The sequence below is a fragment of the Streptomyces sp. NPDC047042 genome (genome assembly GCF_040644035.1).
Taxonomy (GTDB): domain Bacteria; phylum Actinomycetota; class Actinomycetes; order Streptomycetales; family Streptomycetaceae; genus Streptomyces.
Map to the genome: position 1 here is coordinate 15,067 of NZ_JBEYVP010000026.1, position 13,583 is coordinate 28,649.

The window sequence follows — 13,583 nt, forward strand, 5'->3', positions numbered from 1 at the left end:
CGAGCCGCGTACCCTCAGCCGGCCGTCGCCAGGAACTGCGTCGCCGCCAGCTCGGCGTACAGCGGGTCCCCCGCGACGAGTTCGCGGTGTGTGCCCACCGCACGCACGCGCCCCGCGTCCATCACCACGATCCGGTCCGCCATCGTGACCGTCGACAGCCGGTGGGCGACGACCAGGACCGTGGTCGTACGGGCGACATCCGCGACCGTGTCGCGCAGCGCCGCCTCGTTCACCGCGTCGAGCTGCGAGGTCGCCTCGTCCAGCAGAAGCAGCCGGGGGCGGCGCAGCAACGCGCGTGCGATGGCCACCCGTTGGCGCTCGCCGCCCGACAACTTGGTGCCGCGATGCCCGACCAGCGTGTCGAGCCCGCGCGGCAACCGCGCCACCAGACCGTCGAGCCGGGTCGTCTTCACGACGTGCGTGACCGCGTCCTCGTCCGCCTCCGGGCTGCCGAGGAGCAGGTTGTCGCGCAGCGAGCCCGACAGGACGGGCGCGTCCTGCTCGACATAGCCGATCGCGGAACGCAGTTCGGTCAGTTCCCAGTCGGCGGTGTCCCGGCCGTCGAGCGTGATGACACCGGACTCGGGGTCGTAGAAGCGCTCGATGAGCGAGAAGACGGTGGTCTTGCCCGCGCCGGACGGGCCGACGAACGCCGTCATGCCCCGGGGCGGCACGGCGAACGTCACCCCGTGGTGGACGTAGGGAAGGTCGTCGGCGTAGCGGAAGCGGACCTCCTCGAAGGCGAGGGCCGCCGGTTCGGCGTCGGGGGCCGGGAGCGGCACGGGGTGGGCCGCCGCGGGTTCGGCGGGCAGGGCGAGAGCCTCCTGGATACGGGTGAGGGCCGCGGCGCCCGTCTGGTACTGGGTGATCGCGCCGACGACCTGCTGGATCGGCGACATCAGATAGAAGACGTAGAGCAGGAACGCGACCAGCGTGCCGACCTCGACCGCGCCCGTGGCGACGCGCGCGCCGCCCACCGCGAGCACCGTGATGAAGGCGATCTGCATCGCGAGACCTGCCGTGTTGCCCGCCGCCGCCGACCACTTCGCGGCGCTCACACTCTGCCGCCACGACTCCTCGGCCGCCGCGTGCAGCCGCTCCTCCTCCCGGTGCTCCGCGCCGGACGCCTTGATCGTGCGCAGCGCGCCCAGGACCCGTTCCAGCGAGGCGCCCATGACACCGACCGCGTCCTGCGCCCGACGGCTCGCCTTGTTGATACGCGGGACGATCACCCCGAGCACGGTTCCCGCCCCCACGATCACGGCGAGGGTGACGCCCAGCAGCACCGGGTCCACCAGGCCCATCATCACGACCGTCGCCACCAGGGTGAGACCGCCGGTGCCGAGGCCGACCAGCGAGTCGGTCGTGACCTCCCGCAGCAGAGTCGTGTCCGAGGTGACCCGGGCCATCAGATCGCCGGGCTCGGTCTTGTCCACGGCCGGAATCCGCAGCCGCAGCAGATAGGAGGACAGCGCCCGTCTGGCGCCGAGCACCACCGACTCGGCCGTGCGCCGCAGCACGTACGAACCGAGCGCGCCCAGTGCCGCGTTGGCGACGACGAGCGCCGACATCAGCAGCAGCGCCCCGGTGATCGTCCGGTCGTGGGACAGGTCGTCGATGAGCCCCCGCGCGACCAGCGGCAGCGCCAGCCCTGCGGCACCCGTGGCCAGCGACAGCAGGGCGCCCACCAGCAGGGTCCAGCGGTGCGGCCGTACGTAGCCGAGGAGCAGCCGCCAGGCGGGCGGCGGACCGGCGTTCGGCTCTGCGATGCTCACGGCGCTCCTCGAAGGCAGTCGGGGTGGGCATTCACCCTACGTCGACGGCGTGGGGAGGTGCGGTGCCCCTACCTGCCGGCGCAGCGTCCGCCAGTCCCGGGCCGTCGCCAGCACGAGGGGTGCCGGGCCGTCGTCCGGCAGACAGCCGTCGAGCAGCCCGGCCAGCACCTCGCCCGGGCCGAGTTCGAGATACGTGCCCACCCCGTCCCGCGCCAACAGGTCGGCGGCATCGGCGAAGCGGACCGGCTCGCGCAGCTCCCGCACCCAGAACTCCGGCGTCGCGGCCTCGCCGCCGACCGGCTTCCCCGAGATGTCGGAGACGAGGGGCAGGCGCGGGGCCCGCAGGTCCAGCGTCCCCAGGGTGCGCCGGTAATCGTCGAGGACCGGGTCCAGCCACGCCGAGTGCGCGGCCACATCGGTGCGCAGCGCCCCCGTCCGCCGGCCGCGTGCCTCCCACTCCTCCCGTACGGCACGCACCGCGTCCCGGTCGCCCGAAACCACCACCGCCCGGGGCCCGTTGACCGCGGCGACCACCACACCGGGCCGCGCGCGGAACTCCTCCGGGGACACCTCGAGCGCCGCCATCGCGCCTCCGCTCGGCAGTGAACCCATGAGCCGCGACAGGGCGCCCACCGCACGGCAGCCGTCCGCGAGGGAGAACACCCCGGCGGCATGGGCGGCGGCCATCCGCCCGGCCGAGTAACCGAAGAGGACGTCCGGACGCACACCCCAGCTCTCCAGCAGCCGGTACTGCGCGACCTGGAGGGCGAAGATCGCCGGATTGCCGAAAGCCATCCGGTCCAGCAGAGCCGCCGTCCGCGTCCCGGCCTCGGCGAACATCACGTCCAGCAGTGGCACGTCCAGATAGGGGTCGAGCCCCGCGCACACCTCTTCCAGCGTCGCAGCGAACACGGGGAAGCGGTCATGGAGTTCACGCCCCATCCCCGGCCGCTGCGACCCCGCACCCGAGAACAGGAACGCGGTCCGCCCACGAAAAGCCGTCGGGGCCTGGGAAGTTGCCCCCTCCGAAGCCGCCTCGTCGGTCAACCGGCGATCAGACCCGTTGAGTTGCTCGACGACCTCCTCCGCCGACGTACACACGACGATCCGTTCCAGGTCCCCGGGATGCAGAAACCCCTCGTCCCGCGCGTGCTCGAGGAAGGCCAGCAGCGGACGATAGAAGCCGCACGGATCGAGCAGCAGACACGGCTTGCGGTGAATGCGCAGCTGCGCCCAGGCCAGCGCCTCCAGCAACTCCTCCGCCGTACCGAGCCCGCCCGGCAGCGCCACGAACGCGTCGCCCAACTCCGCCATGCGCGCCTTGCGTTCATGGATGTCGGCCACGACCTCCAGCTCGCTGAGCCCCTCGTGCGCGATCTCGTACGGCAGCAGCCGGCGCGGTACGACTCCGGTCACGGTGCCGCCGTCGTCCAGCGCGGCGTCCGCGAGGGCGCCCATGAGGCCGGTGCGGGCGCCGCCGTAGACGAGACGCAGGCCCGCCTTCGCGAGGGCGTGGCCCAGCTCGGCGGCGATCTCCCGGTGGGCGGGGTGGTGCCCGGGGGAGGCACCACAGAAGACGGTGACAGAGGTCACGGCCACAGTCCGTACCCCCGGGTGAGGACGGAGTACGGGTCGTAGCGCTCCTTCGCGCGGGCGAGGGTCTCCCAGGCCGGGCCGAAGTGCGTCCGCCAATCCCCGCAGGTCATCGGCAGCGCGCTGGTCGGGTGCAGGACCCCGCCGAGCTCGCGTGCCCGCTCGTACAGCGCACGGTTGGCGGCGACAGCCTCCCGTACGTTCTCGGGGGCGCCCGGCGGCGCCGTGCGCATCAGGGAGAGCAGGCACAGGAGTTCGCCGGACGGCCTGCGCAGCAGCGGGGCACGCAGCGTCCGGGAGATGAGCGGACGCAGCTGGACCACTCCGCAGGCGCGCAGACCGCTCTGCGCGTGGTCGGCCAGCACCGTCGGGACGAAGTCGGCGGCGGCCTCCTCCGGGAGGAGCAGCGTGAGCCAGGGATGCGGGCGCTGCCACTCGCCCGTGGTGCGCAGGATCCGCTCGTCACGGTCCATGCGCCGCACGAACTCCTCGTACGAGAGGTTCTCGATCTCCTCGGTGTTGCGGTCGTGTGCGAGCCCGCCGGTCAACAGGATGTCGTCGCAGGGCAGTTGGCCGGTGTGCGGGGCCACCGCCTCGAGCATGTAGTCCCAGGTGCCGCCGAGCGCGGGCCGTGCCTGGCCGCACACATGGCTGAAGCGGTCGTCGCGGGCCAGCGCGCGCTGGTCGGCGAAGAAGGTGCCGGGGGAGTGGTGGTAGAGGCGGAAGCGACGGACCAGGGCGGGTGCGGGGACCAGTTCGAGGGTGGCGCTTACGATCACCGCGCACTGACCGAGTCCCGCCAGTACGGCGTCGAAGAGGTCCGGGTGGCGCTCGCGCGAGCAGGTCACCAGGTCACCGGCGCCGGTGACCACCTCCAACTCCCGCACGTGGTCGGCGACCAGGCCGTGCCGGTGACTCGATCCGCCCAGGCCGCCGGTGCTCAGCAGTCCGCCGACGCTGCCGCCGAGATGGTCGGGGAGCACGGGCGGGGTGAGCCCTTCGGCGAGGGCGGCGCGGACCACCTCGCTCCAGCTCGCGCCGGCTCCGGCGGTCAGCGTCCGCGTTGCCGACGTACAGCGCACCTCGTCCAGGGCGCTCAGATCGACGACGTACCCGCCCTCCGCCTGCCCCTGGCCGTATACGGAGTACCCGCCGCCCCGTGCGGTGACGGGCAGACCCCGGGGGCCGACCAGGGCGACGAAGTCCCGCAGAGCGGCCACGGACGGGGGCGCGAACACGCCCAGCGGCCGTGAACCGACGATGTGCCCGAAGTCGCCGGCGGCCGGGCCCGCGTCCGCGGTGAACTCCGGGAACGGATACAGGGAATCCGGCCGGGTAATGACGCCGGTTGCTTTCTTCACGCGGCACGCTCCAGCACACTCGGATCGAATACGGGCCCCGGTACCTGTTTTTCGAAAGTTTCGGTGAACACGCGACTCTGCAGAATGCCGTGCTCCGCATGCCGCAGGGCGATGAGAGAGGCCATCCGCGACCGTATCGGATCGGGCAGTTCCTGTTTGTGAATGGTCTCTACATCCAGTGCGTACTTCGCGCAGCATTCGAGAACGGCCTCGAAGCCGTTCACGGACGCCGCGAAACGCCGTTGCCGGGGATCGGCCCAGAGCTCGGCCAGCTCCTCCAGCAGGCTGCGGTCGGGGGCCGGTGGAGCGAGCATCGTCAGCGCCCTGCGGGTGAGGGCCTCGACGTAGTCGCCGTACGCGGGCAGCGGCAGCACCTGTACCGACAGCTGCCAGGGGAGCGCGGCGCAGCGCTCGGCCAGTACCTTCAGCAGGGAGATCGAACCGCCCTCGACGATCACCAACCGGTGTCGCGCGCCCAGTTGTTCGACCAGGTCGAACAGGGAGTCGGCGGCCGCGACCGCGCCGAGGTCGCCGTCGGGGACGGTCCGGTCCGCGAGCCAGTACCGCCGTACATCCGGGGCCTCGCCGCCGGCGCGAGCGCTGGTGGTGGCCAGGTCGGTGAAGCACTGGAGCCGGTCGGCGACGACGACCGGGGCTCCGGTGGCCCGGGCCAGATCGTTGGCCGCGGCACTCTTGCCCGCCCCCGTCGGCCCCGCGATCAGATGAACAAAAGGACGATTCGTGCAGTCCTCCGGGATACCGGCCATCGGCGCTTCCCTCCCGATCCGTGCGACTCGTTTCCATGAAACCGCTGCTGAGCACGGACAAGAAAAGCACGACGTGACACGGGTCAACACCAGCTGCCCGCCTGGTCAGGGCAAAGAAACAACCACATTTTCCCGCAGTTGTTAAAGGCTGGAAAAGGCTGCTTGAGTGGGAGAATCCCAGGGAATCCGCAACAGGAGGCTGGGGCGGGAAACCCCTTATTTTAATGAATTCCTCATGCTGTGCATCAGGCTCTTACCCAGGAGGACTCCGTGCATTCCGACATGCTGCTCGCCGCCGCTGACGCCCTGCCGCTCCCGGGGCGTGACGAGGTCCGCCCGGACACTCAGGTCCTCGTCGGCTTCGGTGTGCCGGAGGAACTCGCCAGGTTCGCCACCCGTCCCGACTGGACCGTGTACGTCCCGGGCCACGCGGAGGAGGCGCGGCAGTCCGTACTGGCCGCCACCACGCGCGCCGAGCGCGCGTACATCCATGTGTCCGCCGAGTCCAATGCCGAACCGCGGCGCGGTGCGACCGATGGCTTCGTGCTCGTCCGGGAAGGAGGCGCCGGCGTGGTGCTCGCGGTGGGTGCCACGCTCGACCCGGTGCTGCGGGCCACGGCCGGGCTGGACCTCGCCGTCCTCTACACGGCCGTCGTCCGCCCCTTCGACGAGGTCGGGCTGCGCACCGCCGTGCTCGCCGCGGAGCACGCCGACGTCATCCTGGTGGAGCCCTGCCCGCGCGGCACCTCGGCCCATCACATCGCCGGCACGCTCGTCCACGTACCGCACCGGCTGCTGGCCCTCGGTGGCCCGGACGGCCTCGACGAGGCCGAACTCGCCCGGGCGGTAAGGGAATTCATGCGCTGACGCCCGCGTCGGCGGCTGCTCGCCGAGCCCCGCGAACGCGCCGCTCGGCGGCACGGACCGCCCGTGCCCGCCGCCCGCCCCGCCGAGCGTGGCGGGCACCCGCCACGCCACGCGGCGGGCTCCGCCGTGGACGTGCCGTTACCGATCGGTCGCACGTAGGGTCGGAGCGAAGAACCGAACATTGGCCGATGGAAGGGTTCAGCACCATGGCGCAGCAAGTACGCGGCGTGATCGCACCGGGCAAGAACGAACCGGTGCGGGTCGAGACGATCGTCGTGCCGGACCCCGGTCCGGGCGAGGCCGTCGTCCAGATCCAGGCGTGCGGGGTGTGCCACACGGACCTGCACTACAAGCAGGGCGGGATCAACGACGAGTTCCCCTTCCTGCTCGGCCATGAGGCCGCTGGTGTGGTGGAGTCGGTGGGGGAGGGGGTCACCGATGTGGCTCCCGGGGACTTCGTGATCCTCAACTGGCGTGCCGTGTGCGGGAATTGTCGGGCGTGTCTGCGTGGCCGCCCCTGGTACTGCTTCAACACGCACAACGCCAAGCAGAAGATGACCCTGCTCGACGGCACCGAGCTCTCTCCCGCCCTCGGTATCGGCGCCTTCGCCGAGAAGACCCTCGTCGCGGCCGGCCAGTGCACCAAGGTCGACCCGTCGGTCTCCGCTGCCGTCGCCGGGCTGCTCGGCTGCGGTGTGATGGCCGGTATCGGCGCCGCCATCAACACCGGGAACGTCGGTCGCGGTGACACGGTGGCCGTCATCGGCTGCGGCGGGGTGGGCGACGCGGCGATCGCCGGGGCCAACCTCGCGGGAGCCGCGAAGATCATCGCCGTCGACATCGACGACCGGAAGCTGGCCACCGCCCGCACGATGGGCGCCACCCACACGGTCAACTCCAAGGAGACCGACCCCGTCGAGGCGATCCAGGAACTGACCGGCGGCTTCGGTGCCGACGTGGTCATCGAGGCGGTGGGCCGCCCGGAGACGTACAAGCAGGCCTTCTACGCCCGTGACCTCGCCGGGACGGTGGTCCTGGTCGGGGTGCCGACGCCGGAGATGAAGCTCGAGCTGCCGCTGATCGACGTCTTCGGGCGCGGCGGCTCGCTGAAGTCGTCCTGGTACGGCGACTGCCTGCCCTCCCGCGACTTCCCCATGCTCATCGACCTGCACCTTCAAGGCCGCCTGGACCTCGCCAAGTTCGTGACGGAGACCATCCAACTCGACGAGGTGGAGAAGGCGTTCGAGCGGATGCACGGCGGCGACGTACTGCGTTCCGTGGTGGTGCTCTGATGGCCGCCCGCATCGAACACCTCGTCACCTCCGGGCAGTTCAGCCTCGACGGCGGCACCTGGGACGTCGACAACAACGTGTGGATCGTCGGCGACGACCACGAGGTGATCGTCATCGACGCCGCCCATGACGCCGACGCCATCGCGACGGCCGTCGGCGACCGGCGCCTGACCGCCATCGTGTGCACCCACGCCCACAACGACCACATCGACGCCGCTCCCGCACTGGCCGCGCGCACCGGCGCCCCGATCCTGCTCCACGGCGACGACCTGCCGCTGTGGAAGCAGACGCACCCCGACCGGGACCCCGACGCGACGCTGACCGACGGCCAGGTGCTGGCGGTCGCCGGGATCGAGCTGACGGTCCTGCACACGCCGGGCCATGCCCCGGGCGCGGTCTGCCTTTACGTCCAGGGGCTCGGCACCGTGTTCACGGGCGACACCCTCTTCAACGGCGGCCCGGGTGCCACCGGCCGCTCCTACTCCCACTTCCCGACGATCATCGACTCGATCCGGGACAGGCTGCTCGCCCTTCCGGCCGGGACGAAGGTCCTCACCGGGCACGGTGACTCCACCACCATCGGGGCCGAGGCGCCGAGCCTGGAGGACTGGATCGCCCGCGGCCACTGACGCCACCGACGGCCACGGACCCGGACACGCCTGTTTGGGCGCCCACCGCCGAGACGGAGGGCGCCCACACGGACGTACACGGCGAACGAGTGCGTTCGGTCAGGCGGCGACCGGCAGTCCCGGGGTGCGGAAGACCTGGCGGTCGGCGTCGACCGCGAACACCTCGCAGCCCTTGCGGGCGGCCGCCCAGTCGATGCCCTCCGCGCCCATCGCGAACGCCGCCGTCGCCGTGGCGTCCGCCTCGGTGAGCGTGGGCGCGACGACGGTCAGGCTCAGCAGCCCGGTCGCCGGCCGGCCGGTGCGGCCGTCGAGGATGTGGTCGCCCCGCTCATAGCGGGCGGAGGTCGCCACACCCCCCTCGGTGAGCTCCAGCACGGCGCACAGCTGGTCGGCGTGCTCGGGATGCCGTACCCCCACCCGCCAGGGGCGCCCGGCGGCGGCCACGTCACCGCCGGCATTCAGGCAGTACGTCCGTACGCCCGCCGCCTCCAGCCGCTCCGCGGCCCGCTGCACCGCCCAGCCCTTCACCATGGCGCACGGATCGAGGCCCCGCCCGGGCAGCCGTACGTCGAAGGCGCCCTGGGTCGCGACCCGGTACTCCTCGCACAGGCCGAGCACCTCGGTGAGGTCCGCGCTCAGCTCGCCGTACCCCAGCTCGCCCCGGTCCAGGCGGGACACCTCGCTGTCGGCCTTGAAGGGGCTGAAGCGCGCGTCGACCTCGTGGAGCCAGGCGAACACGGCGTCCGCCGCCCCCGTCGGAGGGCTCTCGTCCTCGATCAGCAGCGAGATCGGGAACCCCATGATGTGTTCGACGCGCCGCATCCCGCTCAGCCCTTCGCGTCGATGGCGGCCTGGAGGGACTCCCGGTAGCCGCCGCTGGTGATGGTGGCGCCGGAGACGGTGTCGATGTCGGCGCTCTGCGCGGCCAGGGTCTCCGAGATCAGGACCGGGACGGCGGCCGTGGTCTGCGGGTGGTTCGGCTGCTGGAGCATCTTCACGGAAGCGATCTTGTCGCCCTCGAAGGTCACCTCGACCTGCACGGTGCCCTTCTCCGTGTCCACGGCGGTCCCGGACACGACCTTGGACGCGGAGGCGGCGGCCCCGGACGACGGGGTGGACGCGGCGGGCGACGGGGCCGAAGCGGCGGAGTCGGCCCGGGCGTCGATGGCGGCCTGCAAGGACTCCTTGTAGGCGCCGCTGGTGATGGTGGCGCCGGAGACGGTGTCGATGTCGGCGCTCTGCGCCGCGAGCGTCTCCTTGATGAGGACCGGCACGGCGGCCGTGGTCTGCGGGTGGTTCGGCTGCTTCAGCATCCGTACCGAGGAGATCTTCGAGCCCGCGAACGTCACCTCGACCTGGACGTCGCCCTTCTCGGTGTTCACGGTGGGACCGGTGAAGACGTTGGACGACGAACCGCCGGACCCCGATGAGGAGGACGACGACGAGGTGGACGGGGTCGAGGCCGCCGAGGACGTGATGCCCAGGGACGGTTCGTAGAGCCAGACGGGGACCAGGCCCGCCACGCTCAGGACCAGTACAGGCAGTGCTCGTTTCACGACGTTCCTCTTATCCGGCCAGGCTGAAGCGCTCGAAATGGGTCTGCGACTTGGGCACGCCCAGTTCCCGCAGGTTGCGCAGCACCGCGTTCATCATGGGCGGCGGGCCGCACAGGAAGACGTCCCGCTCCGTGATGTCCGGCACCAGCGCGGCCAGCTCGGCCGGGGCCAGCAGGTCGGGGACGACGGGCCCGCTCACCAGGTGCAGCTCGGCGCCCTTGGCATGGGCGATGTCCCGCAGCTCCTCGTACAGGACGGCGTCCTGGTCCCTGGCCACCCGGTAGATGACCACCGCGTGGCCCTGGATCTCCTCCAGGAGCGCGCGGATGGGCGTGACGCCCACGCCGCCCGCGATGAGGACGGACTCCGGCCGGGTGCGGTGCATCGCGGTGAAGGCGCCGTACGGGCCCTCGGCGAAGACACGGGTGCCGACCGGGATGTGGCGGAGGGCGGCGGTGCCGTCGCCGGCCACCTTCGCGGTCAGCCGCAGCGACTTGCCGTCGGGCGCGGCCGACAGCGAGAACGGGTTCGCCTGCCACCAGCGGTCCTTGGTGAGGAACCGCCACAGGAAGAACTGGCCGGCGCGGGCGGGCAGCTTGTCGAGGTCGCGGCCCGTCATGTAGATCGACACGACGTTGTCGGCCTCGGGGACGACCGCCGAGACGCGCAGCTGGTGGCGGAGGTTCTTGCGCAGCGGCAGCACCACCCGGCCCAGGAACACCGAACCGAGGGCCACGCCCCACAGGGCCCACCAGTACGTGGTGGCGGCGGGCGACGAGGTGAACGTCGTACCGACCCCGACCTGGTGGGTGAACGCCAGGACCACCGCCACATACGTGTACAGGTGGATGAAGTGCCAGGTCTCGTACGCGAGGCGGCGGCGGGCGTAGCGTGCGGAGACCGCGCCGATGATCATGATCAGGGCCAGGGCGACGATCGCGCGCAGCACACCCTCGGTGGTCTCGGCCAGCTCCACCAGCTCGTCGATCGGGCCCATTGACGTCCCCTCGGCGTAGCCGAAGGTGATGAACACCGCGTGGGCCAGCAGCGTCCACAGCAGTCCGAAGCCGACCCAGCGGTGCCAGGAGGTCAGCCGGTCCATGCCGATGCGGTGGTCGAGCCACGGCAGCCGCGCCACCAGGACCAGCTGGAAGGCCATGAAGAGCGCGCCGTACAGGCCGGCGAGGCGGCCCAGCACGATCAGCGCGTTCGAGGCGAAGCCCGCCTGGGCGAAGAAGACGGTCACGACGGCCACATTGGCGGCCAGCACGGCGTACAGGCCGGTGCGGGCCACCACTTTGGGTCGTATCGCCGTGGGGGGCGCGGGAGGCGATTGGACGGTCGTCACGGATGGTGCTCCTTGATCGGGTCCTGGGACACCGAGCATGACCGACCGTAGCTGTCATTCACCTGTCGTTGGACTTTCAAGTTCTTATCGATCGTGCGCAGGAAGGGGAGGGAGGTGTGGCGTCGCGGGCGGCGTGCAGCAGTATGAGCACGTGGAAAAAGTACGACTTCTAGTCGTGGACGATGATCCGCCCATCGCCGACCTGGTCGCGACCGTCGCCCGCTACGAGGGCTGGGAGGCGGTCACCGCGTACTCCGGCGAGGACGCGCTGAGCAGGGCCGCCGAGTTCCGCCCCGACATCGTGGTGCTCGACCTGATGCTGCCCGGCCTCGACGGCTTCGCCGTGCTCGACCGGCTGCGGCTGTCGGGCACGATGGTGCCCGTGGTCTTCCTCACCGCCCGCGACGGAGTCGCCGACCGTGTCGCCGGACTCACCCGGGGCGGCGACGACTACCTGGTGAAACCTTTCGCCGTGGAGGAGCTGATGGCCCGGCTGCGGACCGTGCTGCGCCGCAGCGCGGGCCCCGCCTTCCAGCGGTCCGTGCTCCAGGTGGCCGACCTGACCATGGACGAGGACACCCGCGAGGTCCGCCGCGGCGACAAACGGCTCACCCTCACCCCCACCGAGTACGAGGTGCTGCGCTACCTGATGCGCAAGTCGCCGACCGTGCTCACCAAGGCGCAGATCCTCGACCATGTCTGGGAGTACGGCTTCGGCGGCCGGTCCAACGTCGTGGAACTGGTCGTCAGCCGGCTGCGCCGCAAGCTCGACGACCCCGACCAGCACGACGAGCCGCTGATCCACACCGTGCGCGGCGTCGGCTACGTGGTCCGGCAGGTCGGCGAGTGAAGCGCGTGGTCCAGGCGATCCGCCGCTGCCGGGAGCACTACCGCCGGCTGCGGCTGGGCACGCGGCTGGCACTCGGTATGGGCGTCCTCGCGCTGGGCGTCTTCGCCGTCGTCGGCGCGTCGCTCTCGATGTACATGCGGGAGTACCTGGTACGCCAGCTCAGCGACCAGATGGCGCTCGTCCAGACGAGCCAGTCCAAGGACGTCGAGGCATACGGCAGCGTGCAGGGCAAGCCGTACTGGGGCTGGTACACCGCCTCGTACGCGGTGTCCGGCCCCCAGCCGGTCCTGCGACAGCCGGCCGACGTGCCGACGGACTCCGCCCAGCTCCTCGCCACCGCCGCGACCCTGCGGGCCTCCGGCACCGACCCCGTCCTGCGCACCGCGCGCATCGACGGGGAGGCCTACCGGCTGCGCGCCTGCGAGGTCGAGGACGGGATCGTCCTCGTCACCGCGGCACCCATGGACGACATAGAGGACACGATGGACCGGCTGGTCACGGTCCAGGTCGTCGCCTTCGCGCTCGCGCTGCTCGGCCTCGTGATCCTCGGCCGCGCGGTGCTGCGGCGCGGCCTGAGACCCCTCAGTGACATGGCCCACACGGCCCGCGGCATCACCTCGCACGACTTCACCGACTCCGCCCGGCTCCCCGTACGCGCCGACCGGGGCAACGGCGGCCCCGAGGTCGAGGAACTGCGCACCGCGTTCAACACCATGCTCGAACACATCGACGACTCCCTCGCCGTGCGCACGCAGGCCGAACAGCGCCTGCGCCGCTTCGTCGCCGACGCCTCGCACGAGCTGCGCACCCCTTTGATGTCGGTACGGGGCTACGCGGACCTCTTCCAGTACGCCGCCGCCAACGAGCCGGGCGAACGGGAGAAGCACCTGGCCCGGCTGCGCGCCGAGGCGGCCCGGATGGGCGTCCTCCTCGACGACCTGCTGCTCCTCGCCCGGCTGGACGCCGCCCAGGTCGAGGCACCGCTGCGCCTGGAGGACACCGACCTGGTGGAACTGGCGGCCCAGGCGGCGGACGCCTTCCGCGCGGGCCACCCGGCCCATCCGCTGACGCTGACCGCCGCGCCGAAGGAACTGCGGCTGCGCCTCGACCCGCTGCGCGTCCGGCAGGTTCTGGACAACCTGCTGACCAACGCGGCCGTGCACACGCCCGCCGGAACAGCGGTGTCCGTGGACGTGATGGTGGAGCACACCGGCCACAGTGAGAGCGGCGGCGCGGGCGGCGACAACAGTGCCCACAACTACGCGGTGGTCCGGGTCGCCGACGCGGGCCCCGGCATCCCGGCCGCCGACAGGGACCGGGTCTTCGACCGCTTCTACCGCGTCGACAAGGCCCGCAGCCGCGACCGCGGCGGCAGCGGCCTGGGCCTCGCCGTCGCGCTCTCCCTGGCCCGGGCGCACGGCGGATCCCTCGACGTGACCAGCGGCCCCGGCTCCACCGCCTTCACCCTGCGCATCCCGCTCGACAGAACGGACCGCCCGCTGAACACCTGAACAGCCGAAAGCCTGGGAAAAGCAACGCGAACAG

Annotated in this window: 12 protein-coding genes; 5 read left to right on the plus strand and 7 right to left on the minus strand. The window is 71.6% G+C overall.

Going from position 1 to position 13,583, the window contains the following annotated elements:
* Positions 1-14 precede the first annotated feature (14 nt).
* Genes ABZ855_RS28580 through ABZ855_RS28595 form a run of 4 tightly spaced genes read right to left on the minus strand, consistent with a single transcriptional unit; the run spans position 15 to position 5,496 of the window.
* Complete coding sequence (locus ABZ855_RS28580; RefSeq protein ID WP_360811606.1) at positions 15-1,775, minus strand: ABC transporter ATP-binding protein; 1,761 nt, start codon at positions 1,773-1,775, stop codon at positions 15-17.
* Positions 1,776-1,811: 36 nt separating this feature from the next.
* Positions 1,812-3,368 carry a TIGR00730 family Rossman fold protein gene (locus ABZ855_RS28585; RefSeq protein ID WP_360811608.1) on the minus strand — a complete coding sequence of 519 codons (1,557 nt, stop codon included), beginning with the start codon at positions 3,366-3,368 and terminating at the stop codon, positions 1,812-1,814.
* Positions 3,365-4,729 carry an FAD-binding protein gene (locus tag ABZ855_RS28590; protein ID WP_360811610.1) on the minus strand — a complete coding sequence of 455 codons (1,365 nt, stop codon included), beginning with the start codon at positions 4,727-4,729 and terminating at the stop codon, positions 3,365-3,367. Before ABZ855_RS28590 ends, ABZ855_RS28585 begins: the two co-directional genes overlap by 4 nt.
* Positions 4,726-5,496, minus strand: a complete 771-nt coding sequence (locus ABZ855_RS28595) for an isopentenyl transferase family protein (RefSeq protein ID WP_360811612.1) — start codon at positions 5,494-5,496, stop codon at positions 4,726-4,728. The genes ABZ855_RS28590 and ABZ855_RS28595 overlap by 4 nt, the downstream gene beginning before the upstream one ends.
* A 270-nt stretch (positions 5,497-5,766) precedes the next feature.
* On the opposite strand from ABZ855_RS28595, the gene ABZ855_RS28600 reads away from it, so the two are divergent.
* The 3 genes from ABZ855_RS28600 (at position 5,767) to ABZ855_RS28610 (ending at position 8,284) form a co-directional block, all read left to right on the plus strand.
* Positions 5,767-6,363: a transketolase gene (locus tag ABZ855_RS28600; protein WP_360811614.1), complete on the plus strand. Its 597-nt coding sequence runs from the start codon at positions 5,767-5,769 to the stop codon at positions 6,361-6,363.
* A gap of 206 nt (positions 6,364-6,569) precedes the next feature.
* Positions 6,570-7,655: an S-(hydroxymethyl)mycothiol dehydrogenase gene (locus tag ABZ855_RS28605; RefSeq protein ID WP_360811834.1), complete on the plus strand. Its 1,086-nt coding sequence runs from the start codon at positions 6,570-6,572 to the stop codon at positions 7,653-7,655.
* A complete protein-coding gene (locus ABZ855_RS28610; RefSeq protein WP_360811616.1) occupies positions 7,655-8,284 on the plus strand; it encodes an MBL fold metallo-hydrolase in 630 nt (209 codons plus the stop codon). Before ABZ855_RS28605 ends, ABZ855_RS28610 begins: the two co-directional genes overlap by 1 nt.
* A gap of 99 nt (positions 8,285-8,383) precedes the next feature.
* On the opposite strand, the gene ABZ855_RS28615 is transcribed toward ABZ855_RS28610, so the two are convergent.
* The 3 genes from ABZ855_RS28615 to ABZ855_RS28625 are packed head-to-tail and all read right to left on the minus strand — an operon-like array spanning position 8,384 to position 11,188.
* On the minus strand, positions 8,384-9,106 hold the full coding sequence (locus ABZ855_RS28615; RefSeq protein ID WP_360811617.1) for an FAD:protein FMN transferase: 723 nt from the start codon (positions 9,104-9,106) through the stop codon (positions 8,384-8,386).
* A 5-nt stretch (positions 9,107-9,111) separates the two neighbouring features.
* On the minus strand, positions 9,112-9,840 hold the full coding sequence (locus tag ABZ855_RS28620; protein WP_360811619.1) for an FMN-binding protein: 729 nt from the start codon (positions 9,838-9,840) through the stop codon (positions 9,112-9,114).
* A 10-nt stretch (positions 9,841-9,850) separates the two neighbouring features.
* Positions 9,851-11,188, minus strand: a complete 1,338-nt coding sequence (locus ABZ855_RS28625) for a ferric reductase-like transmembrane domain-containing protein (protein WP_360811621.1) — start codon at positions 11,186-11,188, stop codon at positions 9,851-9,853.
* A gap of 151 nt (positions 11,189-11,339) precedes the next feature.
* Between ABZ855_RS28625 and ABZ855_RS28630 the strand changes: the two genes are divergently transcribed.
* Both ABZ855_RS28630 and ABZ855_RS28635 read left to right on the plus strand, forming a co-directional pair.
* Positions 11,340-12,038 (plus strand): response regulator transcription factor, encoded by a 699-nt coding sequence (locus tag ABZ855_RS28630; RefSeq protein ID WP_319210367.1) that lies wholly within the window; start codon positions 11,340-11,342, stop codon positions 12,036-12,038.
* A 77-nt stretch (positions 12,039-12,115) separates the two neighbouring features.
* Positions 12,116-13,549, plus strand: coding sequence for a HAMP domain-containing sensor histidine kinase (locus ABZ855_RS28635; RefSeq protein ID WP_360811836.1), 1,434 nt, complete (start codon positions 12,116-12,118; stop codon positions 13,547-13,549).
* The last annotated feature ends 34 nt before the right edge of the window (positions 13,550-13,583 follow it).